We start from the raw sequence: 21,841 nt of genomic DNA, 5'->3' as shown, positions 1-21,841 counted from the left end.
GGGATGGATGGCTTATTTCCTGCAGCAGCTTTTGAATGCCATTCCAACCGCTGCCCTCTATGCCGCGCTGGCTTTTGGCTATGCCATCTCCTTCGCCATTACCAAGCGCGCAGATGTCACCTTCGGCGCCATCTTCGCTTTTGCGGGCCTGACTTGTCTTCTGTTTGCGGATTTCGGCTGGAACCAGCTCTGGCTCATCCTGCCTGCTACGCTGGGCTTAGGCGCTGCCGCTGGCGTAACAGGTGGCCTCTGGGCAGGTGTGTTGATTGGCCGTGGAGTGATGCGACCGCTTGCCAGCGCATCGCCCAATGCCGTGACGGTCGCCTCCATCGGAGCTCTCATCGCCCTGATGGAAAGCGCAAGGCTCGCCGCCGACACGCGCTCCCTTTGGCTTCCGCCGCTTCTCAATGATCCGCTGCCGCTCTGGTCGGAAAACGGCTTCATCGTCACCACCACGCCAATGCAGCTCATCAACACCGCCGCCTTCGCGATTTTGATTCTCGGCGGATGGCATATTTTACGAACGTCCCGCTTCGGCAGGCAATGGAAAGCCGTCTCCGAAGACGCCTTGGCCGCAAAACTCGTGGGCGTGAATGCCGACAGAATATTCCTCCTGTCCTACTGCCTTTCAGCCCTCTTCGCCTCCACCTGCGGCGTGCTCGCCACCTTCTATTACGGCAACATGGATTTCGGCGCAGGCCTCACCTTCGGCCTGAAAGTCGTGCTGATTTCCGCTGCCGGCGGATATTCCAGCCCGATCAAATCCGCAGCCGGTGCTGCGCTCATAGGCGTCGCTGAAACATTATGGGCCGCCTACGGACCACTCGCCTGGCGCGATGCGGCCGTTCTCCTAATGCTGGTCCTGTGGCTGATAGCCGCGCGCAGTGGCAGGAGTTCGATGTTATGAATTATACCCAGAGTAGAAAATTATAGAATTTTTCCCGAATCTCTACTACCTTGCAATTAGGCATGAGGCTGCTGTGAGATAGTAAGTGGACAGCGATTTCGCGTTTCAGTCGCGCGTGTCGAATATTTAAAAAATTCAAACAAGCTTTTTCAAGGAGATGATTGTGTCCATAGCACCGATCAATGCCACAGCTTTATCGATTCTTCAGCAGAGCCAGATTTCCAGCCACCTCTCCAAGCAAATTTCGGCGACTGCGCAGGACAATCCTGCAACCGGCGTTTTGTCTACCGTGCATTCCGAAGCCCAGCCAACGAAAGTGGAAACGACGATTTCCGAAGCTATGTACAGCGTCAATCATATGAGCATCACCGAGCGCAAGTTGGAACTCATTGATCGGACAGGCAAGGCTCTTGGTGTCGATAAGGATAATTACGGGACGAATGATGAATTCGTGGATGCCATGCGAAAAGCGCTTGGAAAGCTGAAAATCGAGGGAGGCGCTGCCGCTGTGATGGCGCTTAATCGTGAGTTAGGGCTCGATAAGCTAGGATTAAGCGTCGAAGACGTTATCGATGCCGCAGCAGATCCCGACGCGAACGACAAGGTTACAAAGGCACTGGAAAAAGAGGCGGGTATTACCTCGGAGGAAGAGGAGGAGAGCTCGCAGAAAATGCTGGGTGCATTGGACGAGCTTGGTCTCTACGCCCTCTTATAAGCCCGCCGATTCTCAAACTGTGAATCAAAAAAGCCGGATGTCTTTCGAACATCCGGCCTTTCCAGATTTGCCATCGCTTTCGCGTCAGAAATTGTTGTCGCCGCTGCCGCCCAGAATGCTCTTGGCGATGCCTGCGCCCGCAGGGCCGCCGGAAAGCAGCTGCTGGAGGAAGGTGAGGTCCTTGCCGCCTGTCGGGGTCGTGCGCGAGATCGTATCGAAGACCTTGCCGTCCTGAAGCGTGTAATTCGCCTTTTGCGAGACGACGCCATTCTTGTCGAAATAAATCGCCAGAATGTTCTGCTCCACCAGTTGCGGCTTCATGAAGGCGGCTTTGCGCACGCGCTTCTGGGAAATGTAGTAGAAGACTTCGTTGCCGAAGGTCGCCGTGGTGGAGGGCGTGCCCATGGTCAGCAGAACCTGTTCGCGGCTGGAGCCGACCGGGATCAGCTGCAGCGACTGCTCATCCAGAACATAGCCGTTGTGGAAAACATCCGTCGTGCTGGAGCAGGCTGTCAGCAGGCTCGACGCGACAAAGACGGCGATTGCGGTTTTGCTCAGAAACTTGGTTTTTCCCGCCGATTTCTGCTTGCTCACCTGCGTTTCCCCGACTGCGATCATGAATGGCACCTTCCGGCATTGCGTGTTGTACCGCTTCTGTACACACGATTATGTCAATCCGGGGACGGAAACCCCCGTTTCACAATGGATTGCAACGCATTTCCGAAAGCTGCACCTCCTCCGGTGCGTCTCCTGGACTGTTTCAGCACGATGATGAACGTGACTGCGACGGCATTGCAATTCTCGGATGCTTCGGTAAACCAGCTTTGACAATCATGCAACAAGTGCGATGGGCGAGACGTGATTTCGTCGATCAATATTCGGAAATTTCGATGGTGTTCGGCCTTTTCAAGAAGAAAAACAACAATCGCGCCATCGTTGATCGGCAATATAATACGTTGACTGCTGCGGCCAGGCAGCCCGGTTTCTACCTCCACATGGGCGTGCCCGATACGGTGATGGGCCGGTTCGAGATGCTGGCCGTGGTGATGATTCTCTATTTCCGCCGCACCAAAAGCTCCGCCACCAGCGGGCAGGAGATTGCGCAGGAAATCGTGGATGCCTTCTTTCAGGATCTCGATCATTCCATGCGCGAACTCGGCATCGGCGATCAGGGCGTGCCCAAGCGCATGAAGAAATTTGCGGGCATGTTTTACGGGCGGCTGGAATCTTATGCAGGGGCAATGGACGGTGCGGACGAGGATGCCCTTGCGGCGGCACTCCGTCGCAATATATATCCGCAGGCAGATGAGACCGCGCCGGATATGCGCGCTCTCGCGAAATGGATGATGGTGGCGTCCGAAGCATTGTCCGCGCAGCCCGAAGATGCTGTCGCGACGGGAAGTGCCACGCTGCCTTCGCCGGATTTATGAGGTTTTCAATGAAATCGCCCCATGCGGCAAATGATGACGCGCCTTTCTCCTATCCCGTGAAGGTAGGCCATATTTCTGCCAATCCCGTCAGGATTGGTCTCACGGCAAGCCCGGAAGAGCTTCAGGCGCTTGCGAAGTTCTGGGATGTCGTCTCTGTCGAATATCTCAAGAGCGAATTGCAGGTTACGCGCTGGAAGAAGGACGGCATCAGAATCAAGGGTCAGGTCGAGGCCCGCGTCACGCAGTCATGCGTAGTGACGCTGGAGCCCGTTTCCAGTGATATCAATGAAAAAGTGGAGCAGATTTTCGTGCCCGAAGGGTCGAAGCTCGCGCGCATGGTCACCAATGACGAAGGCGAGATCGTGCTCGATCCGGACGGACCGGATATTCCGGACCAGTTCGTGGGAGACACTATCGATGTTGGCATCGTGGTGGCGGAGTTTGCGGCTCTGGCAATCGATCCCTATCCGCGCAAGCCGGATGTGGATTTCGATGGATATGGCGAAAAAACGCCCTTCGAAGATAAGAAGCCATCGCCCTTTGCGGTATTGAAGGATTGGAAAAAAGACTGAATGCCGTCGCAATAGGCGAATAATTCAGTTGTAAGAGTGGGCGGAAACGGTATTTTCGCCCCAAAAATAACCGCAGAGCGGTCAGAAGGATCAGGGACGAGTGATCAGAATAGCAATTGACGTCATGGGCGGAGATCATGGCCCGGACGTTGTCATCCCCGGCGTTGCAAAAGCGCTTGAGCGGCATAACGACGTGACATTCCTGCTCTATGGGCAGAAGAGCAAGTGCGATCCTATTCTGGCGCAATATCCCGCGCTTGTTGCGAAATCGGAATTCTTCGATTGCGAAGTCTCGGTCGGCATGGATGAAAAGCCCAGCCAGGCGCTGCGTCGCGGCCGTTATGTGTCCAGCATGTGGCGCGCCATCGAGGCCGTGAAGCTGGGCGAGGCGGATGTGACGGTTTCTGCCGGAAACACCGGCGCGCTGATGGCCATGGCCAAGTTCTGTCTGCGCACCATGGCGCGCATCGAACGCCCGGCAATTGCTGGCATCTGGCCCACGCTGAAAGGCGAAAGCATCGTTCTCGATATCGGCGCGACCATCGGCGCGGATTCGCAGCAGCTTCTGGATTTCGCCCTGATGGGCGGCGCCATGGCGCGCGCGCTGTTCGATATCGACCGCCCGACCGTAGGCCTTCTCAATGTCGGCGTCGAAGAGATCAAGGGCCAGGAAGAGGTGCGCGAAGCGGGCCGCCTTATCCGCGAGGCCAATCTGGCGACTATCGATTACCGCGGTTTCGTGGAAGGCAACGATATCGGCAAGGGCACGGTCGATGTCGTCGTCACCGAAGGCTTCACCGGCAATATCGCGCTAAAAGCCGCCGAAGGCACCGCAAGACAGATATCGACCCTGCTGCGCGAGGCGATTTCCCGCAGCTTCTGGGCCAAGATCGGCTATCTTCTGGCCAAGAGCGCATTCGATGTGCTGCGTGAGAAGATGGACCCCAGCAAGGTCAATGGTGGCGTGTTCCTTGGCCTGAACGGCATCGTCATCAAGAGCCACGGCGGCACGGACGCACTCGGTTTCGCCTCGGCCATCGATGTCGGCTATGACATGGTGCATAATGGCCTGACCGCGAAGATCGAGAATGATTTAAAAGCTTACCACGCAAGACGACTTCCGCCCCCGGCGCCTGAAGCTCTCGTGGTCGATGAGGAATAACGGATGATCCGCTCAATTGTACGTGGCTTCGGAGCGGCGCTCCCGAAGCGGGTTATGACGAACCAGGATATCGAAGGCGTTGTCGAAACGTCCGACGAATGGATCGTCCAGCGCACCGGCATCAAGCAGCGTTACATTGCAGGCGAGGGTGAGACGACCTCTTCGCTGGGCGAGGCGGCAGCGCGCGCGGCATTGGAAAATGCTGGCATCCAGCCGGAAGACATCGATCTCATCATCGTGGCTACTTCTACGCCCGACAACACTTTCCCGGCAACGGCGGTCAATATCCAGAACCGTCTCGGCATAACCGGCGGCTTCGCTTTTGACGTTCAGGCCGTCTGTTCCGGCTTCGTCTATGCCATGGCAACCGCCGATCTTTACATTCGCGGCGGCATGGCAAAGCGCGTTCTCGTCATCGGTGCGGAAACCTTCTCCCGCATTCTCGACTGGACCGACCGCACCACCTGCGTTCTCTTCGGCGATGGCGCAGGCGCGCTGGTGCTGGAAGCGGGCGAGGGCGAAGGCTCGACCTCGGATCGCGGCGTTCTCACCTCCAATTTGCGTTCGGATGGTTCTCACAAAGACAAGCTCTATGTGGACGGCGGACCGTCGACCACCGGCACAGTCGGCCATCTGCGTATGGAAGGCCGCGAAGTCTTCAAACATGCAGTGGGCATGATTACGGACGTGATCGAAGCCGCATTCGAAGCAACCGGCACCACGGCGGACGATCTGGACTGGCTCGTTCCACACCAGGCAAACCGCCGCATCATCGATGGTTCGGCCAAGAAACTCGGCATCCCGACGGAGAAGGTCGTGATCACGGTGGATCAGCATGGCAATACGTCGGCTGCCTCCATTCCGCTGGCGCTTGCCGTTGCGGCATCCGATGGCCGCATCAAGCAGGGCGATCTTGTCATGCTGGAGGCCATGGGCGGCGGCTTTACATGGGGTGCAGTGCTGCTTCGTTGGTAACGTATGGTTTATGCAGCCATGTAACCCCTTGCCATCATTGCCGGAAATCCCTAAACGATTCCGGAAACTTCGCTTGACCGGTCGCCTCAAGGACAATAGTCTTGAGCGGCTTCAAGATAACAATAGAGAGCTGTGCGGGGAAAAATGGCCGGAAAAACAGTGACACGTGCGGATCTAGCCGAGTCTGTGTTTCGCAAGGTGGGTTTATCTCGGACTGAATCTGCTGAACTGGTCGAAACCGTTATCGACGAAATCTGCAACGCGATCACGCGCGGCGAGGTTGTGAAGCTTTCTTCCTTCGCCACCTTCCAGATTCGCGAAAAGAACGAGCGCATTGGCCGCAACCCGAAAACGGGTGAGGAAGTGCCGATCTCTCCCCGCCGGGTGATGACGTTCAAGGCCTCCAATGTGTTGAAGCAGCGCATTTTGAAGGCTCACTCCTCCCGCAAGGCAAAGCAGAAGGCCCAGAAGCCGGGCAACTGATCCGGCGCCTGTCTCGCTATAAGCGTTTTTCCACACGCAATGATTCCGTTCTTCCTGTGAACATAGTTGAAATTCAACCGTCAAGCCGTTGAAATAAAGACGATTCGCATCGTACCTTTTTGCTGTGATTCAGGTTCCCGCCATCTGGTCGGGATGGGAGTGAAAACGTGGATAAAAGCCCGGACGCCTTTAGAACGATCAGCGAAGTTGCGGATGATCTCGATCTGCCGCAGCATGTGCTGCGTTTCTGGGAAACCCGTTTTCCGCAGATAAAGCCGATGAAACGCGGCGGCGGGCGGCGCTATTATCGCCCGGACGATGTGGATCTGCTGAAGGGCATCCGTCATCTGCTTTATGATCATGGCTATACCATCAAGGGCGTGCAGAAGCTGTTGAAGACCAACGGCAACCGCTTCGTCGCCGCCATTGCCTCTGGCGACATGGCCACCATGGAGGCCATCATGGCCTCAAGCGGCGAAAAGCAGACCGGCGAACCGCGCGTGGTGGAAGACGACGAAGTCATCGGCCGCCCCAAAGCCAAACCCAGCGGCCGCTTCTTCGGCTTCGGCGGCTCCTCCGACGACACCCCCGAAATCTCCATCGGCAAATCCAGCATCAGCAAGGACGACCGCGCACTTTTGCAGGAGGCGCTGTTCGACCTTCTGGAATGCAAACGTTTGCTGGATCAGGTGCGGTAAACTGGTTTAGCAGCGAGGCAAAGGTGGTGCCGCGCGTTACCTCTACCCTTGTGGGAGAGGAAGAAAAATCATGATCTTAGCTTCAGCTAAGTCATAGATTTTTTTCAGGTGAGGGGTATTTTCTGCGCCAGAAAATAGATGCTTGGATGTGGCCGGTTTGAACCTCAGCTGGGGATAACCCAAACATTTCCACTCGCATTTATCTCAAATGCCAACCTTTCGGAAACTCCTTGGGCGGATAATGCCCGCCTGAAAAGGAGTTGTCCCGTGAGCAAAAGAAAACCGACAAGCCGCCGTTCGTCCTCGAAGAAAAGCGGGGGAGGCGTTTGGTCTTGGCTTCTGCTGTTCGGCGTGGCCGTTGGCGGCATTCAGGTCTATGAGCATCGCGATACGCTTCTGCCGAAGATGAAAAACGTCGTGGCCTCATCCAACGCGATCCAGCCTTCGAAACCAGCAACGCGCGAAGTCGCCTCGGAAAAACCGAGCCAGAACAGAGCAAAGCCAACCCAGACCATTGCCTTGCCCGCATCCGGCGCGCCGATCCCGCCGCGCTCCATCGCCATGGCAGGCTCGCCAAGTGCTGCAAACCAGATGGCGGCAGCCGCGCTGCCTTCGCCGAAGCCGCAGGTGGAAAATGTTTCCCTCGGCGCAAAGCCCGGCACCTTCGCCTTTTGCGGTCGCTCAGGCCTGAACAACTGCGTCGCAGACGGCAATACTTTCTGGATGAAGGGCGTGAAGATGAAGCTTGCCGGTATCGATGTGCCACAAACGGATCAGGCCCGCTGCATGGAAGAACGCGCCCGCGGTTTCACCGCCAAGGTTCGCCTGCGCGACATGCTGAACTCCGGCGGCTTCCAGATCGCTTCTGCCAGTGGCGCGGGGCAGGGCGGAGAAATCAAAACCATCTCCCGCTCCGGCGTCTCCTTCGCCGACCAACTCGTCCGCGAAGGCCTGGCCCGCCCCGCAGGCTCCGCCAACCGCTCATGGTGTGGTTAATCCTGCCAAGGCACACAGTTCCAGTTGACCGCAACCGCTTGCGCTGTGTAGATGATGGCAGGAGTTTAGCGAAGTATTTACGTGGCTTAGATATGTGAGGCACGAGCAAAAACGTCAGCTTGTTATCTTTGGTTTTCAAAGATTGTGAAAAAGGGTTTCATAGACTTTTTCACTGCCCGGATGATGGAATTGGTAGACATACCGGACTTAAAATCCGGAGCGGAAGCGTGCGGGTTCGAGTCCCGCTCCGGGTACCATCATATTATAAAATATTCTGAAAAACTATTTTTGTTATGGAAGGCTTATGAGCAAGAGCGTCGCATATCTAAAATTCAAGGTGCTTTTAGAGCAGGAAATTAGAACGTTCTGGCACTTATCGGCCTCTCTTGAGTACGCTGAGCGTTGGCTGAAGCACACCAATCCAGCAAAACTGACTTCTTATCCGGGCGATAGCCGATATCCTTTTCGTGCAATCGACATCTCGCCAGGCGAATTCACAGGAGAGCAGCCAGAAGTTCTGTCTCATCTTCGAGAAAATACGCTTGTTAGTTTTGTCACGACGTTTGAGAGCTATTTATCCGAGATTCTCGAACGGATCATTTATCTTCACCCATCCCTGCTGTCGGATTCGGAAATTCCATTTCTGGCAAAAGAACTATGTGAGATAGTCGTCGAAGCCGATGTGCGCCGATGGTTTGCCTCGCGAGTGACCGATAAATACCTAAGAAATAAAACGCATCCAGAAATGATCAAAAGGATCGACAAGCTTTGTGAGGCGGGCGTCTCCAAATCGCTGGCGAATGAGCTTGCTGAATGGTCACAATGGTCTCTTGTGCGCAATAGCGTCGTCCATACCGCCAGACAAACTACGCAAGAACTTTCAAAAGCGTGGCCAGCGCGCTTCCCAACGCCGGGTGGTCTTCTTGCAATTACCAATGAAGAACTCGCGCGAATACACCACCTCGCGCTGAATATTGCCGCGGCGATAGATGCACGCGCGATTAAAACGAGAATCCAGAAGATGGACGAGCTTCTTATCGCCCGGGAGATATTCATTCAGAGGGGTATTTCGGAACCAAATGCTTTGGTCGCCGCTGTTAACCGTTTGATGAAATCCAAGATCACGCAGGGTGACGTCCAAATAATGCTGTCTCAACACAAAAAGCGGACCTATGCCGATAGCTGGCATCTCACTTTTCGGGAGCTCAGCCAAATTCTGGACTGAACGAAGTTTCTCTCAACTCTTCCAAAACAACGGCATCAGCAACACCAGCACCGTCAAAATCTCCAGACGTCCAAGCAGCATCATCAGTGAAAGCAGGTAGAGCGCCGGGTCGCTGATGGTGGAGAAGTTGCCTGCGGGGCCGATGATGGGGCCGATGCCGGGGCCGACATTGGCGAGCGAGGTGGCGACTGCAGAGGTTGCGGTCAGGAAGTCGTAGCCCATGGCGCTCATTGCTAGGCTGCCGCCGATCCACAGCGCAATGAAGCAGCTCAGGAAAAGGAAGACGTTGCGGATCGTTTCGGCATCCACGACCTGAACGCCGTAGCGCACCGAATAGACGGCATCCGGGTAGATCAGCTTCTTCAGGCCGGTTTTCACGACATTATAGACGATGACGAAGCGATAGGCCTTGATGCCGCCCGCGGTGGAGCCGGAGCAGCCGCCCATGAAGGTGGCGAAGAAGGCGACGACCACCACGAATGGCCCCCACAGCGCGTAATCGTCGCTGGCGAAACCGCCCGTCGAAAGGATCGACGTCATGTTGAAGAAGGAATGGCTGAGCGCGATGTGAAGCGGCACGCCGTTGGTCAGGTGGTGATAAATGCCGACGGCGAGCGAGATGGCGCAGAGATATCCGATGAAGACCCGGATTTGCGGATCATAGAGAATATCCATCCGGCGGCGCACGGCGAGCAGGATCATCACCGAAAAAGGCAGGCTGCCGAGGATGAGGAAGAAAGTCGCGATCCAGAGCAGCGCGATATTATCACCGAAGAACGCGAAGGATGCGTCATGCGTGGAAAAGCCTCCGGTGGCGACGGCGGACATGGCATGGTTCAAGGCATCGAAATGCGTCATACCGGCAAAATCGAAGGCGATGGTGCAGGCAATCGTCATCACCACATAGATGCCGACAAAGGCGCGGGTGAAGCTGGCAAGCCGCGCAAACGGCCGGTCGCTCGCCGTATCCGATGATTCCATGCGGAAAAAGGTCATGCCACCAACGCGCAGCAGAGGCAGGATGAAGAGGCCGAGCGCGACGATACCGATACCGCCAAGCCAGCAAAGCAGCGACCGCCACATCAATAGACCCTGCGGCGCATGGTCCAGACCTGAAATGGCGGTGGACCCGGTGGTGGTGATGGCAGAAACGGATTCGAACAGCGCCTGACCGAAACTCAAGCCCAGTTCCGAAAGGTAGAGCGGCACCGCGCCTATCAGCGAAAAGACCACCCACAGAAGGTTGACCAGCAGGAAGCCGAAGCGCTTGTTGAAAGTCGGCATCGGGCCGCGCGTGGCAAATGCGCAGGCCAGCGCCAGCCCTCCGCACATGAAGCCGGAGGCCGCAAAGACGATCCAGTCATTATTGCCGTAATAAAGATCCGTCATCGCGGGCACGAACATGGACGTTGCCATGTAGAGCCCGAAGATCGAGGTGATGTAGATGACTGCGCGCAGGAGGTTGGCGTTCAAGAAATGGAAACCTCGAAAATTGAGCGTAACGATGTACTGAGCGTACCGAACTGGCGCAAAGAGTCTTTGTGTCGGGCCTGTTCCTATGGCATAGCGGGTGCCATCGTGAAATTCAATGGATTGAAAATCGTGGATAAACTGCTTGTAGAAGCCGCACGGCGGGAAGTTCGGGAACTGTTTCCCGAAACGCCGTTGCAGTTGAATGAACATCTGAGCCGTCGCTATGGAGCAGAGATTTGGCTGAAGCGCGAAGACCTCACGCCTGTTCGTTCCTACAAGATTAGAGGCGCATTCAATTTTCTCCGCAAAGCCGTTGCCCATGCGGGCAAGGGCAAGATTTTCGTCTGCGCTTCCGCTGGCAACCACGCTCAGGGCTTTGCCTTCGCCTGCCGCCACTTCGGCGTTCAGGGCGTGGTCTTCATGCCTGTGACGACCCCGCAACAGAAGATCGAAAAGACCCGCATCTTCGGCGGAGAGTTCATAAAGATCAGGCTGGTCGGCGATATTTTCGACCAATGCTACGCCGCTGCCCGCCAGCATGTCGAAGATACGGATGGCTACATGGTCTCACCGTTCGACCATGAGGACATCATCGAAGGGCAGGCAACCGTTGCTGCCGAGATCGTGGATCAGCTACCAGACGACGTCGCACCGGATATGGTCATCATGCCCGTTGGCGGCGGTGGCTTGTCTTCCGGCGTGACCGGTTTCCTCGCTGGAAAAGTAAAGAGCGAGAATTTCGTGTTCTGCGAGCCGACCGGTGCGCCGAGCCTCAAGCGAAGCTTGGAACAGGGCAAGCCCGTAACTCTCAACAACGTGGATAATTTCGTGGATGGTGCCGCAGTCGCGCGCATCGGCGATCTTAATTTCGAAGCGCTCAAGCAATATTCCTCCGAACAGGTTCAGCTCATCCCGGAAAACGCGATTTGCGTAACCATGATCGAGATGCTGAATCTGGAAGGCGTCGTGCTGGAGCCCGCCGGTGCGCTTTCGATTGCGGCGCTTGAGCAGCTCGGTCGCGAAAAGCTGGAAGGCAAGCGCGTCATCTGCGTCGTTTCCGGTGGCAATTTCGATTTCGAGCGCCTGCCGGACGTGAAGGAACGCGCCATGCGTTACACCGGCGTCAAGAAGTACTTCATTTTGCGCCTGCCGCAGCGCCCCGGCGCGCTGCGCGATTTCCTGAACCTGCTCGGCCCGGATGACGATGTCGCCCGCTTCGAATATCTCAAGAAGTCCGCCCGCAACTTCGGCTCGATCCTGATCGGTATCGAAACCACGTCTCGCGAGAATTTTACCGGCCTGTTCGAACGTTTCGAAGCGGCGGGGCTTGGTTATGAGGATATAACCGAGAATGAAATCCTTGCGAACCTGATCATCTGATGAAAGCATGTCGCGTTTAATTGTCGTCAATTAAAACGATAACGTACATGCGACAACAAAAGACTAGGCGCATCACGGAGCAGGGCGGTTTCGCCGTCCTGCGGAAAGACAACAGGAAGGGTAAACCATGGCTTCGTTCTTCTCGAAACTCTTCGGCTCCGGTCAATCGAGCGATGCGCCGAAGAAGGCTGAGACATCCGAGCCGCATCAGCATGGTGATTTCACCATCTATGCGACGCCGCTGAAGGAGGGTGGTCAGTACCGCCCTGCAGGCCGCATCGAGAAGAAGGTGGGCGAGGAAACGCTGGTGCATGATTTCGTGCGCGCCGACGTCTTCACCAGTCTCGATGACGCTGTCGAGTGCACCGTGCGCAAGGCGAAACTCATCATCGACCAAAGCGGACCATCGCTGTTTGTCGATAAAAAATAACGGCCGCGGAAGCCGCGACCGTTATGAAAACTTGCAAGGAAGCGACCGATTGGCCGCTTTTTTTATGCGGCCTTTGCCAGCTCTTCGACCTTGGCGTTGGCGGCAGCAATTGCCTTTTCGGCAGCTTCCGGTCCAAATGCCAGGCCTTCGATGCGGATGACTTCAACATCGGTCATGCCCATGAAGCCGAGAACGGTCTTCAGGTACGGAACGGCGTGTTCCAGCGAAGCGGCTGGGCCTTCGGAATAAACGCCAGCTGCGGAAAGAACGATGTAAACCTTCTTGCCTGTTGCAAGGCCAACCGGGCCGGATTCGGTGTACTTGAAGGTCTGGCCAGCGCGTGCAACGTTATCGATCCAGGACTTGAGGCCGGAATAGATCGAGAAGTTGATGAGGCCTGTGCCGATGATGACCGTGTCGGCTTCCATCAGTTCTGCAACGCGCTTGTCCGAGTAATCGGCAGCAGATGCTTCTTCTGCATTGCGCTGGTCTGGAGCCTTGCGGATTGCCGAGGTCGTCACGTCGTCGAGGTGCGGGATAGGATTCTGACCGAGGTCGAGATGGGTGATAGAGCCGTTGGACTGCGCCTGGATCTTGGTGGCCAGATCGGTGGCGAACTTGTTGGAAAGGGATTCGGAGCCGCGTGGGCTGGAAGTAACGAGAAGAATTTTCGACATTTTCAAATAGCCTCTTTCAGACTTGGGAACTCGCTCGGGCTGGGATCGACCCGATAGTTGCAGGATATATCGAACAATGTTGTCATCAAGAAAACTGTGATAATGTGGAATTGACCTATCGATGAAATGGATGGAAGATGGACGCCAACCCCACCCTTGACCAGTTGCAGGTTTTCCTGACCGTTGCCGAAACCGGAAGTTTCTCGGCAGCGTCACGGTCGCTGAACCGCGCGCAATCCGTCGTCAGCTACACCATCGCCAACCTTGAGGCGCAGCTCGAGGTTTCGTTGTTCGAACGCAGTGGGCGCCAGCCGAAACTGACCGATGAGGGCAGGGCGATGCTTGAAGATGCACGCCGCATCGTCGCCGGTTTGCAGGAAATGCGCGCGCGCGCCAAAGGTCTGAAACAGGGGCTGGAAGCCGAGGTCGCGCTGGCGCTGAGCACCATGGTCCCGGCGGAAGCCGTGGTGGCGGTGCTCAGACAATTCCGCGAGGTTTTCCCGACTGTTACACTCAATCTCAATGTGGGTGAGCTCGGCATGGTCATGGAAATGGTGCTGAGCCGAAAAGCCAGTATCGGCATTGGCGGCGCAATGTTCCATCAGGATGACGGGCTGGTGATCGAAAAGGTCGGCCATTCCTTCATGGTACCGGTCGTTGCAGCCGATCACCCGCTAGCGAAAATCGACCGTCCCCTGACGCTGGCCGATGTGCGCGAGGAGGTGCAACTCGTCGTCACCGATACGTCTGGGCTGACCAAGGGCCGGGATTTCAACGTGCTGTCCTACAAGAAATGGCGCGTCAGCGATATCGCTACCAAATACCAACTCATCAAAGGCGGCCTAGGCTGGGGCGGCCTCCCAGCCTCGCTCGTCAGAAACGACATCATGAACGGCGCTTTAAAGGCGCTTACGCTGGACGCCTATGAAGGCGGGGAATATCCGCTTTACGCGCTGCGCAAGGCAGATACGCCCGCAGGCCCAGCCGCGCAGTGGCTGGTGGACGCATTCCATCAGCGTCTGGCGGAATGCCCGAACAAGAACTTCCTGTCGTTTGCTGTCGCTGGAGAAATGCAGGATGCTGCGGAATAGACGTGGGCATGGCGAACGGTAGGTACGTGGTTTAGTCATCTCGTACGTCGCCGATACCCAAGCCTCGTTCTACAAGGCTGCATAGGCTGAGCTTCACGGCATCTCCCGCGCGCTCAAAGCGCCTCTCGCAACTCGCCTCGCTAGAACTTTACGGGACGCTTTCCAAGTCAGATTTTAACACTCACTGCACCAAAGCCGGCTGCATGCACCGCAGGTCCGTTACCCGAACATCCGCTTCTCCAATCTTCACCCCCAGCACCATAAGCGTGTTGTAGAGGAGTTCATCGATTGGTCCGGTCGCCACGCTTAAAGTATCTGCCAGCGCCGCCTGCACCACGGTTGGGGTGCCGATTGTCAGGAAGAGGATGTTGATATCGAGGTCGAGGTTTTTGAGCAGGGAGGTGACCAGTGATGTGGTGACATCCTTGGTGGAGACCTGCTTTATCTTGGCCTGAGCGATTTCCGTCTGCTGGAAGGTGAGCTTGGTTTTCGTCAGGTTGCCGCTTTTGATATGCGCCATGCCGTTGATCTTAACGAGGAGTGAATCGACGATGGAGGTTTTCGTGACGCGGGGCGTCTTGCCGAAATTGTTGAAGGCGGTGGTGTCGACGGTGCCGAGCGAGATTTCGGCCAGGCCCGGCACGACTTCCACATCCACTGTGCCATTGCCGCCGCTGGTGCAGCGAATGTCGGCGAGCTTCGCTTCCGCATTTGCAACTTCTACATAAAGCGGAAGACGTACCTGAAGCCCGAGAAGTGCTTTCAAGCCGCTGACGGAGGTTTCGACTGCAAGGCGCGTTTGCGCCGTGCGAACAATGGTGCCGGGCGCGCCGACCGCCAGAGACGGTGTGCCGACGGGCGGTTCGCCGATTGCAAGCGTGATTTTGGTCGAGGCGAGGCCGAGCACATTGCTGCCCGCATCCAGCGCTATCTGCTTGCTGCCATTGGCTGCAACGGCGGCTGCGGAAATGAGGTCGAACAGGCCTGCGGTCACTTTCAGATTGTCGCTGCTGCCGACGAGGTTGTCGAGAAACGGTCCCGGATTGATGATCTTTTCAAGCGGCAGGCTGATGCTGGTCTTGTTTGCTGCCCGTTCCAGATTCTTGACTGCGGTCACGACGGATGGCTGAAGTCCGGTCGTTCTGCCTAGCGCATTCAGGAACCTGCTGACGGTTACCTCTGTCGCGAGGACGTCGCGATATGTTCCGGCTTTAAGACCGAGATCGAGTGCCAGAATATCGATGACCTTGAGCAGATTGACGTCGGCGCTGACGAGGCCCTGATAATCCATCAGCTTGAGCGACACGGTGGAGCCGAGAAGGCCGCCGAGCAGGCTGTTCAGCAGGCCATCATTGAGGCTCGTCAACCGTGATCCGACCGAGAATGCCGCGACCCGCTGAGCGGCGGCGGTGCCGACTGCGGAAATCTTCGGGGCGGTGGTGAAGGTAGAGGCGAAATAAATCTGGCCTTTTTCAACGATGTTGACCTTTACGGCATTGGTTGGTGTGGCGTTTTCCACAAAGCGCTGGCCAACTGCTACGCTCGCATCCGGCACATATCTCCCCTTGGTGACTTCCGCATAACCGTTGACGCCGGGCGAGTCTATTTCAGGATCAAACGGAATTGTGCCGGTGGACGTCAGCAGGCCGGAGCCGGTTTTGACGCCGATCTTCTTTCCGTTCAGCTGGAAATATTGCAGCACGGCCTGTTCCGCATTGGTGGCGGCTGCTGCCGAAATTGCTGCGAGGTCTGCCGTTTGCTGAAGCTGCCGCTTTTGCAGCGTCAGATAACCATAGTCCACACCAAGCGCCAGCACGCCTGCAATCAGCGGCGCGGTAACACCTGCCATGATGGCGATGTTGCCGGAGGTATCGTCTTTCGCGCGGCGAAGAAGAGAGCGCAGTTTCCGCATGTCACACACCCCCGATCCGAATTGTGGAGAAGCGTCTTATGGTCTTTTCCGGCAAGGCATAGGTGTAGAGGCTCCAGATCGGCAGATCGGTCGCGTCATACTCCACGGTTACGGTGAACTGATTGTTGTTGGTGGGATCGGTGCCGACGCTGACATTCACCCGGCGCTTGTCCAGGAACACATAGTCCAGCGCGCTCTTGTTGACATAGTCTTTCGCCAGCGTTTCGCGCTCGGTGGTGTTGAGGCCCGCAATGGCGGTTCTCGCCGCATCCGCAGCAACCTGCTGCACCGCATAGGCCGCCATCAGATAGATGCCATAGGCGATCATGGTCAGCAAAACGAGGATGAAAACAGGCGCGACGATTGCAAACTCAACCGCCGAAGAACCCGACCGGTTGCGGAGAAATTGTGCCATACGTGCCATGGCGCTCCCTCGATGTTTAATATTATTATTTTCGAAGAAGCTAATTTAGATATATTGATTTTTGATTAATTGGCCACGCTTGGGTTGTGTGCCGGTTTGGGGCAGGGGGAAGATCGTGCTTTGGTGGTGGAAACGGATGATATTGAGTGAGGAGGACGTCGTTATGAGAGAACGATATTTGCCGGGGAATAAGCGTCCCAAAACCCACCTCCGTCATCTTCGGGCTTGTCCCGAGGATCTGCAACCAATTGTTTTTGTTAATGTTAGCAGATCCTCGGCACAAGGCCATTACTGTCCAGTCTAAATGTGCGAACGCGGGCAAGGCCTTAAATGCATTGCAGTTCCATCCTTGAAATCCGGTAGGGACACGCTTTGACCGCGTTCGCTGCAGGGTGGCGACGGTGCGGCCCCGTTTCCGTCATCCCGGACTTGATCCGGGATCCAGCCAGACCAAGTCTTTGGTCTGAAAGACTTTTTCGACGCGCAGACGCGCGTCTGCTGGACCCCGCATCAAGTGCGGGGTGACGGGTGGGGGAGCTGTTCTCGCCCTAAACTATTCACTCAGTTTAAACCGGACAGCAGTGGCACAAGGCCGAGGATGACGGTTGCGGGTGTATTTACCGTCTCTCATCGAGCCTCTGGCTCCGCATAAAGGGCTCAGGAATCTAAATCGGACAGCAATGGCCTTGCGACGAAAGTCCATCGCCATCAACGAAATCAAATGGTTGTGGATCCTCGGGTCAAGCCCGAGGATGACTGCAGTGGGAGTGGAGCCGTCGACGTAATCGACTTTGGCAATTGCGCAGCGCTGGTCAACTTGACTGGAAAGCAGTGGCTCAAGGCAGGTTTGGCAAAAAGCCAAACCTATCAACGTCACCAATCAAATCAACCGCAACCCCTTGAAACTCACATGGCCATCCTTGCCGATGATGATGTGGTCGTGCACGGCGATGCCCAGTGGTTTTGCGGTGTCGATGATGGTCTTCGTCATCTCGATATCGGCGCGTGACGGGGTGGGGTCGCCGCTGGGGTGGTTATGCACGAGTATGATGGCGGTGGAGGAGAGTTCCAGTGCGCGGCGCACCACTTCGCGGGGATAGACCGGGGTGTGGTCCACCGTGCCGTGTCCCTGCACCTCGTCGGCAATCAGCACGTTGCGCTTGTCGAGGAAGAGAATGCGGAATTGTTCGCGGGTTTCGTGCGCCATTGCCGCATGGCAGTAATCGATGACCGACGACCAGGAGCCGAGGACCTGTTTGTTGCGGATTTCGCTTTTCAGCATGCGCTGGGAAACGGAGGCGATGAGCTTGAGATCCAGCGCCACCGCTTCGCCGACCCCTTTCACCTCCTGCAAAAGACCGACCGGTGCGCCAAGCACGCCGGACAGCGTGCCGAAACGGGCAATCAGGGCTTTCGCAATCGGTTTGGTATCGCGGCGAGGGATGAGCCGGAAAAGCAGCAGTTCCAGCAACTCGTAATCTGCCAGCGCGCCATCGCCGTTGTCGCGATATTTGGCGCGCAGCCTTTCGCGGTGGCCGTGGTAGTGCGCCATATCTGCGTCCGGTGATGGCGCTGCCGGTTCGGCTTTGGCCTTCTTCACCGCCTGCCGGGGTTCGGAAAAGAAGCCGCGCTCGTCCACCACTTCGAACAGGTCGGCGTCCCCGCTCTCTTCTTGAAATGTCGTTGGCTTTCCGGCGGGAGAAGAGGGGCTTTTTGCCATCTGGCTGTAACTCTCGAATTAGAGCGGCGGCAGGCCGGGTCGGTCGAAGCCGCCCGGGGAAAGCGTGAAGACCTCACAGCCGGTGGCCGTGACGCCAACCGCATGCTCATACTGCGCAGATAGCGAACGGTCGCGCGTGACCGCCGTCCAGCCATCGGAAAGCACCTTCACATGCGGCTTGCCGAGGTTGATCATCGGTTCGATGGTGAAGATCATGCCTTCGCGGATTTCCGGGCCATCGCTTTCCTTGCCGTAATGCAGAATGTTCGGCGTATCGTGAAACAGGCGGCCAACGCCGTGGCCGCAGAAATCCGTCACCACGGAGCAGCGCTCCGCTTCCGCATAAGCCTGGATGGCCGCGCCGATAGCGCCGGTGCGAACGCCGGGCTTCACGGCGGCGATGCCGCGCAGAAGGCACTCATAGGTGACTTCCAGCAGGCGTTCCGCCGCACGCTTGATCTGGCCGACGGGATACATGCGGCTCGAATCGCCGTACCAGCCATCGAGAATATAGGTCACGTCGATGTTGACGACATCGCCCTCTCGCAACGGCTTGTCATCTGGAATGCCGTGGCAGACGACGTGATTGATGGAAGTGCAGACGGATTTCGTATAGCCGCGATAATTCAGTGTGGCGGGCAGGGCGTTATGATCCGCGCCGAATTCGAAGACGAAGCGGTCGATGGCATTGGTCGTCACGCCGGGCTTCACGATGCTTGCCAGCTCGTCCAGACAACGCGCGGTCAACTGGCTTGCCTTGCGCATGCCTTCGAAATCTTCAGAACTATACAGGCGGATCACACCCGTATTCTTCTTTGGTGCCGATGCCGCGTCGATGTAAGTAACCATTATTCCGCTTTCCGTATTACGTATATGCGTTCATAGAGCAGCAGGGTGCCAGTCGTCTATTGCAACCATGCGCCTTGCCACAATTTCCAGTGCAGAGACATGGCAATTGATGGCGTAAGCTTCAACGCCGCGCCCCATCGCCCGCTGAAACGCCTTGGCGTAAACGGGGTCGAGATCGGAACAGATCCGCATATGCGCGCAATCCTCGCGCTGGATCAGATAGAGCATCACGGCGCGATAGCCAGCTTCCGCGGCATCGCCAAGCTCTTCCAGATGTTTCGCGCCGCGCTTGGTTGCTGTATCGGGAAATTCCGCCAGACCCTTTTCGCGCATGAAATGCACGTTCTTCACCTCGACATAGGCATCCGGTCTGCCCGGTGCCGAGAGCAGCAGATCGATGCGGGAATTGATGCCGTAACGCTGCTCCCGCCGGAGCGTGGTGTAGCCGCGAAGGGCAGGGATGCGCCCGGCCAGAATGGCTTCCTCCGCAAGCCTGTTCGGCATGCCGGTGTTGATGCCCACCACTGTTTCATCCGCCTCCACCAGTTCCAGCATATGGCGATATTTGCGAGTGGGACTGTCATGTTCTGAAAGCCAGATTCGGGAGCCGGGCGTCGTCAGCCCGCGCATGGAGCCGGTGTTGGGGCAGGAGCCGGTAATCGCCGTGCCATCTTCCAGAATGGCATCGAACAGGAAGCGCTTGTAACGGGAAACCAGCGTGGCCGGGATGAGGGGAGAATCAAAGATCATGCGGCAGTCTCTTCGCAGGTGCGCGGTTATTCAAGAACATAGGTTCCCGGCGCATCGCAAAGCGGCGTCAGCGATCCATCGCCGGGTATGCGTGCCGCAACCTGGCTGTTCTCCTGCGCCTCAGTCCACGCCTGCCAGTGCGGCCACCATGAGCCTTTGTGAACCTCCGCCTTCTGTTGCCATTCCTCGAAGTCACCGGTGGGTGATGCGCCCGTGGAATACTGATATTTATCGGCCTCCGGCGGGTTCACCACACCGGCGATATGGCCGGAACCGCTGAGGATGAACTGCACCGGCCCGCCGAAGAGTTCCGCACCTTTGAACACGGATTTCGCCGGGGCTATGTGGTCCTCACGTGTGGCGAGATCGTAGACGGGGATGGTCACGTCTTGCAGCTTCAAAACCTTGCCGTCCACCACCATGCGACCTTCCGCGAGGTTATTCTCGAGGTAGCAGTTGCGCAAATAGAAGGAGTGGTTTGCTGCCGCAACGCGGGTCGAATCCGAGTTCCAGTAGAGCAGGTCGAAAGGTGGCGGTTGGGCGCCGCGCAGGTAATTATCCACCACGTAAGGCCAGATCAGATCGGAGGCGCGCAGCATGTTGAAAACGCTGGCCATGATTGCGCCATCCAGATAACCCACCGCCTTCATATGCGCATCGAGCGCCGCAAGCTGTGGTTCATCGATGAAGATTTTCAGCTCACCGGCATGGGTAAAATCCGTCTGCGCGGCAAGCAGTGTGGCGGAGCGTATCCGGTCATTCTTCTCCTGTGCATGCAATGCCAGTGTGGAGGCCAGCAGCGTGCCGCCGATGCAGTAACCGATTGCATTGACCTGGCTTTCGCCGGTGGCCTGCTCTATCGCTGCAAGCGCGAAGTCGATCCCTTCATGGGTATAATCCGCCCAGCCTTTCCCGGCGTGGCGGGCATCCGGGTTCACCCAGGAAATCATGAAAACGCTGTGCCCCTGATCAACGCACCATTTCACGAAAGACTTCCGGGCGTTCAGATCGAGAATGTAGAATTTGTTGATCCATGGCGGAATGATGAGGAGAGGGCGCTTGAACACCTTTTCCGTGGATGGCGCATATTGGATGATCTCGCAAAGATCGCTGCGCGCAATGACCTTGCCGGGGGTGACGGCAATGTTCTGGCCGATGACGAATTTGCTGTAATCCGTCTGCCGAAGCTTGAGGTTTCCGTTGCCCGCCGCCATGTCTTCAGCCAGCTGCGCCATGCCCTTCACCAGATTTGCGCCGCTGGTGGCCACGGTTTCGCGAAAAACCTGTGGATTGGTGAAGGCGAAATTGGCAGGCGAAATCGCCTCCGTCACCTGTCGCATATAGAAGCGGGCCTTTTCGCGGGTGCGCTCGTCCAGCCCTTCGGTCTCGGTCACCATTCTTTCCGCCCAGTCGGCGGTGGCGAAATACACCTTTTGCAGAAAGTCGAAGAAGGGATTGGCTTGCCAGTCCGCATCGGCAAAACGCTTGTGGCTGCGCGGCTTTTCCTCGTCCTGTCGTTCTGCGTTGCCGCCCGTCTGCTGGTCGGAAAGCTTGGCCATGGACTTCTGCCAGATGTCGAAATAGCTCGAAAGCAGATGCGTTTGCGCCTCCACGGAGCGCTTCGGCTCTGCCATCCAGTATTCCGCGACGTCCGAAAGCGTCTGGAAAAGATCGCTCATCGGGCTGGCATTGTTCTGCGGGATTTCGCCGCGCTCACGCGGCGCGAGCCATTCGGAAGCAGCCTTGCCAAGGTTTTCCACGGCTCTTGCAACATTCATGGCAAAGGCCTGAGGGTCGCGCAGGATATAGGCATCGGCGGATTTGGGATCGAAACTGAAGCCTTTATCCTCAGTATCGTTCTTCCCGCCTTGATTGCCTGCCATGCATTCTCCTCCGGGCGATTTTTGTGTTTGCACATTCTGCATGAAAACGAATACAAGTTCCAGCAACACGGGCGCCAGCAAATCGCGTT

Annotated in this window: 22 protein-coding genes and 1 tRNA gene; 14 read left to right on the top strand and 9 right to left on the bottom strand. The window is 56.8% G+C overall.

Annotation, left to right across the window (positions count from 1 at the left end):
• Nucleotides 1-7: 7 nt before the first annotated feature.
• Nucleotides 8-907 (top strand): branched-chain amino acid ABC transporter permease, encoded by a 900-nt coding sequence (locus CFBP5473_RS09760; protein ID WP_027675841.1) that lies wholly within the window; start codon nt 8-10, stop codon nt 905-907.
• Nucleotides 908-1,070: 163 nt separating this feature from the next.
• Nucleotides 1,071-1,622: a hypothetical protein gene (locus CFBP5473_RS09755; protein ID WP_136954341.1), complete on the top strand. Its 552-nt coding sequence runs from the start codon at nt 1,071-1,073 to the stop codon at nt 1,620-1,622.
• An 84-nt stretch (nt 1,623-1,706) separates the two neighbouring features.
• On the opposite strand, the gene CFBP5473_RS09750 is transcribed toward CFBP5473_RS09755, so the two are convergent.
• Complete coding sequence (locus CFBP5473_RS09750; protein ID WP_027675839.1) at nt 1,707-2,240, bottom strand: outer membrane protein assembly factor BamE; 534 nt, start codon at nt 2,238-2,240, stop codon at nt 1,707-1,709.
• 272 nt (nt 2,241-2,512) lie between these two features.
• Between CFBP5473_RS09750 and CFBP5473_RS09745 the strand changes: the two genes are divergently transcribed.
• From CFBP5473_RS09745 to CFBP5473_RS09705, 9 genes are all read left to right on the top strand, one after another.
• Nucleotides 2,513-3,052 carry a ubiquinol-cytochrome C chaperone family protein gene (locus tag CFBP5473_RS09745; RefSeq protein ID WP_027675838.1) on the top strand — a complete coding sequence of 180 codons (540 nt, stop codon included), beginning with the start codon at nt 2,513-2,515 and terminating at the stop codon, nt 3,050-3,052.
• Nucleotides 3,053-3,060: 8 nt separating this feature from the next.
• Entirely contained in the window at nt 3,061-3,624 is a 564-nt protein-coding gene (locus tag CFBP5473_RS09740; RefSeq protein WP_027675837.1) for a YceD family protein, read from the top strand.
• A 100-nt stretch (nt 3,625-3,724) separates the two neighbouring features.
• The gene (plsX, locus tag CFBP5473_RS09735) at nt 3,725-4,786 is read left to right on the top strand and encodes a phosphate acyltransferase PlsX (RefSeq protein WP_027675836.1); all 1,062 of its coding nucleotides are present in this window, start codon (nt 3,725-3,727) and stop codon (nt 4,784-4,786) included.
• 3 nt (nt 4,787-4,789) lie between these two features.
• A complete protein-coding gene (locus tag CFBP5473_RS09730) occupies nt 4,790-5,761 on the top strand; it encodes a beta-ketoacyl-ACP synthase III (protein ID WP_027675835.1) in 972 nt (323 codons plus the stop codon).
• Between the two features lie 144 nt (nt 5,762-5,905).
• The gene (locus tag CFBP5473_RS09725) at nt 5,906-6,244 is read left to right on the top strand and encodes an integration host factor subunit alpha (protein WP_027675834.1); all 339 of its coding nucleotides are present in this window, start codon (nt 5,906-5,908) and stop codon (nt 6,242-6,244) included.
• A 167-nt stretch (nt 6,245-6,411) separates the two neighbouring features.
• A complete protein-coding gene (locus tag CFBP5473_RS09720; protein WP_027675833.1) occupies nt 6,412-6,942 on the top strand; it encodes a MerR family transcriptional regulator in 531 nt (176 codons plus the stop codon).
• 267 nt (nt 6,943-7,209) lie between these two features.
• Nucleotides 7,210-7,938 carry a thermonuclease family protein gene (locus tag CFBP5473_RS09715; protein WP_027675832.1) on the top strand — a complete coding sequence of 243 codons (729 nt, stop codon included), beginning with the start codon at nt 7,210-7,212 and terminating at the stop codon, nt 7,936-7,938.
• 174 nt (nt 7,939-8,112) lie between these two features.
• Nucleotides 8,113-8,195: transfer RNA gene (locus tag CFBP5473_RS09710), tRNA-Leu, on the top strand.
• A 47-nt stretch (nt 8,196-8,242) separates the two neighbouring features.
• On the top strand, nt 8,243-9,163 hold the full coding sequence (locus CFBP5473_RS09705; RefSeq protein ID WP_027675831.1) for a hypothetical protein: 921 nt from the start codon (nt 8,243-8,245) through the stop codon (nt 9,161-9,163).
• A gap of 12 nt (nt 9,164-9,175) precedes the next feature.
• Here the strand turns inward: CFBP5473_RS09705 and CFBP5473_RS09700 are convergent, their stop codons facing one another.
• Nucleotides 9,176-10,636 carry a TrkH family potassium uptake protein gene (locus CFBP5473_RS09700; RefSeq protein ID WP_027675830.1) on the bottom strand — a complete coding sequence of 487 codons (1,461 nt, stop codon included), beginning with the start codon at nt 10,634-10,636 and terminating at the stop codon, nt 9,176-9,178.
• A gap of 129 nt (nt 10,637-10,765) precedes the next feature.
• Between CFBP5473_RS09700 and ilvA the strand changes: the two genes are divergently transcribed.
• Together ilvA and CFBP5473_RS09690 are read left to right on the top strand one after the other, a co-directional pair.
• On the top strand, nt 10,766-12,016 hold the full coding sequence (gene ilvA, locus CFBP5473_RS09695; protein ID WP_027675829.1) for a threonine ammonia-lyase: 1,251 nt from the start codon (nt 10,766-10,768) through the stop codon (nt 12,014-12,016).
• 127 nt (nt 12,017-12,143) lie between these two features.
• Nucleotides 12,144-12,446, top strand: a complete 303-nt coding sequence (locus CFBP5473_RS09690) for an HlyU family transcriptional regulator (RefSeq protein ID WP_027675828.1) — start codon at nt 12,144-12,146, stop codon at nt 12,444-12,446.
• A 62-nt stretch (nt 12,447-12,508) separates the two neighbouring features.
• Here the strand turns inward: CFBP5473_RS09690 and CFBP5473_RS09685 are convergent, their stop codons facing one another.
• The gene (locus CFBP5473_RS09685; protein WP_027675827.1) at nt 12,509-13,123 is read right to left on the bottom strand and encodes an FMN-dependent NADH-azoreductase; all 615 of its coding nucleotides are present in this window, start codon (nt 13,121-13,123) and stop codon (nt 12,509-12,511) included.
• A gap of 137 nt (nt 13,124-13,260) precedes the next feature.
• Between CFBP5473_RS09685 and CFBP5473_RS09680 the strand changes: the two genes are divergently transcribed.
• Entirely contained in the window at nt 13,261-14,214 is a 954-nt protein-coding gene (locus CFBP5473_RS09680) for a LysR family transcriptional regulator (protein WP_027675826.1), read from the top strand.
• Nucleotides 14,215-14,395: 181 nt separating this feature from the next.
• Here CFBP5473_RS09680 and CFBP5473_RS09675 read toward each other — a convergent pair whose 3' ends face one another.
• The 6 genes from CFBP5473_RS09675 to CFBP5473_RS09650 all read right to left on the bottom strand — a co-directional run bounded on the left by CFBP5473_RS09675 (nt 14,396) and on the right by CFBP5473_RS09650 (nt 21,752).
• Nucleotides 14,396-16,126, bottom strand: coding sequence for a TadG family pilus assembly protein (locus CFBP5473_RS09675; protein WP_027675825.1), 1,731 nt, complete (start codon nt 16,124-16,126; stop codon nt 14,396-14,398).
• A 1-nt stretch (nt 16,127) separates the two neighbouring features.
• Complete coding sequence (locus tag CFBP5473_RS09670; RefSeq protein WP_027675824.1) at nt 16,128-16,550, bottom strand: TadE/TadG family type IV pilus assembly protein; 423 nt, start codon at nt 16,548-16,550, stop codon at nt 16,128-16,130.
• 880 nt (nt 16,551-17,430) lie between these two features.
• Nucleotides 17,431-18,270, bottom strand: a complete 840-nt coding sequence (gene radC, locus CFBP5473_RS09665; RefSeq protein ID WP_027675823.1) for a RadC family protein — start codon at nt 18,268-18,270, stop codon at nt 17,431-17,433.
• A gap of 18 nt (nt 18,271-18,288) precedes the next feature.
• Complete coding sequence (gene map, locus CFBP5473_RS09660; protein ID WP_027675822.1) at nt 18,289-19,119, bottom strand: type I methionyl aminopeptidase; 831 nt, start codon at nt 19,117-19,119, stop codon at nt 18,289-18,291.
• A gap of 30 nt (nt 19,120-19,149) precedes the next feature.
• Complete coding sequence (sfsA, locus tag CFBP5473_RS09655; protein ID WP_027675821.1) at nt 19,150-19,869, bottom strand: DNA/RNA nuclease SfsA; 720 nt, start codon at nt 19,867-19,869, stop codon at nt 19,150-19,152.
• Between the two features lie 26 nt (nt 19,870-19,895).
• Entirely contained in the window at nt 19,896-21,752 is a 1,857-nt protein-coding gene (locus CFBP5473_RS09650; protein WP_027675820.1) for a PHA/PHB synthase family protein, read from the bottom strand.
• Between the last annotated feature and the right edge of the window lie 89 nt (nt 21,753-21,841).

The organism is Agrobacterium larrymoorei (assembly GCF_005145045.1).
GTDB classification, from domain to species: domain Bacteria; phylum Pseudomonadota; class Alphaproteobacteria; order Rhizobiales; family Rhizobiaceae; genus Agrobacterium; species Agrobacterium larrymoorei.
This window is presented reverse-complemented; position numbering and strand designations above follow the sequence as displayed.

Bases quoted from the DNA above. Each gene is read 5' to 3' on its own strand.
- CFBP5473_RS09690 (WP_027675828.1), top strand. From the start codon at position 12,144: ATGGCTTCGTTCTTCTCGAAACTCTTCGGCTCCGGTCAATCGAGCGAT.
- CFBP5473_RS09745 (WP_027675838.1), top strand. From the start codon at position 2,513: ATGGTGTTCGGCCTTTTCAAGAAGAAAAACAACAATCGCGCCATCGTT.
- CFBP5473_RS09675 (WP_027675825.1), bottom strand. From the start codon at position 16,126: ATGCGGAAACTGCGCTCTCTTCTTCGCCGCGCGAAAGACGATACCTCC.
- CFBP5473_RS09725 (WP_027675834.1), top strand. From the start codon at position 5,906: ATGGCCGGAAAAACAGTGACACGTGCGGATCTAGCCGAGTCTGTGTTT.
- CFBP5473_RS09680 (WP_027675826.1), top strand. From the start codon at position 13,261: ATGGACGCCAACCCCACCCTTGACCAGTTGCAGGTTTTCCTGACCGTT.
- CFBP5473_RS09760 (WP_027675841.1), top strand. From the start codon at position 8: ATGGCTTATTTCCTGCAGCAGCTTTTGAATGCCATTCCAACCGCTGCC.
- CFBP5473_RS09650 (WP_027675820.1), bottom strand. From the start codon at position 21,752: ATGGCAGGCAATCAAGGCGGGAAGAACGATACTGAGGATAAAGGCTTC.
- sfsA (WP_027675821.1), bottom strand. From the start codon at position 19,869: ATGATCTTTGATTCTCCCCTCATCCCGGCCACGCTGGTTTCCCGTTAC.
- CFBP5473_RS09705 (WP_027675831.1), top strand. From the start codon at position 8,243: ATGAGCAAGAGCGTCGCATATCTAAAATTCAAGGTGCTTTTAGAGCAG.
- radC (WP_027675823.1), bottom strand. From the start codon at position 18,270: ATGGCAAAAAGCCCCTCTTCTCCCGCCGGAAAGCCAACGACATTTCAA.
- CFBP5473_RS09685 (WP_027675827.1), bottom strand. From the start codon at position 13,123: ATGTCGAAAATTCTTCTCGTTACTTCCAGCCCACGCGGCTCCGAATCC.
- CFBP5473_RS09670 (WP_027675824.1), bottom strand. From the start codon at position 16,550: ATGGCACGTATGGCACAATTTCTCCGCAACCGGTCGGGTTCTTCGGCG.
- CFBP5473_RS09730 (WP_027675835.1), top strand. From the start codon at position 4,790: ATGATCCGCTCAATTGTACGTGGCTTCGGAGCGGCGCTCCCGAAGCGG.
- map (WP_027675822.1), bottom strand. From the start codon at position 19,119: ATGGTTACTTACATCGACGCGGCATCGGCACCAAAGAAGAATACGGGT.
- CFBP5473_RS09750 (WP_027675839.1), bottom strand. From the start codon at position 2,240: ATGATCGCAGTCGGGGAAACGCAGGTGAGCAAGCAGAAATCGGCGGGA.
- CFBP5473_RS09740 (WP_027675837.1), top strand. From the start codon at position 3,061: ATGAAATCGCCCCATGCGGCAAATGATGACGCGCCTTTCTCCTATCCC.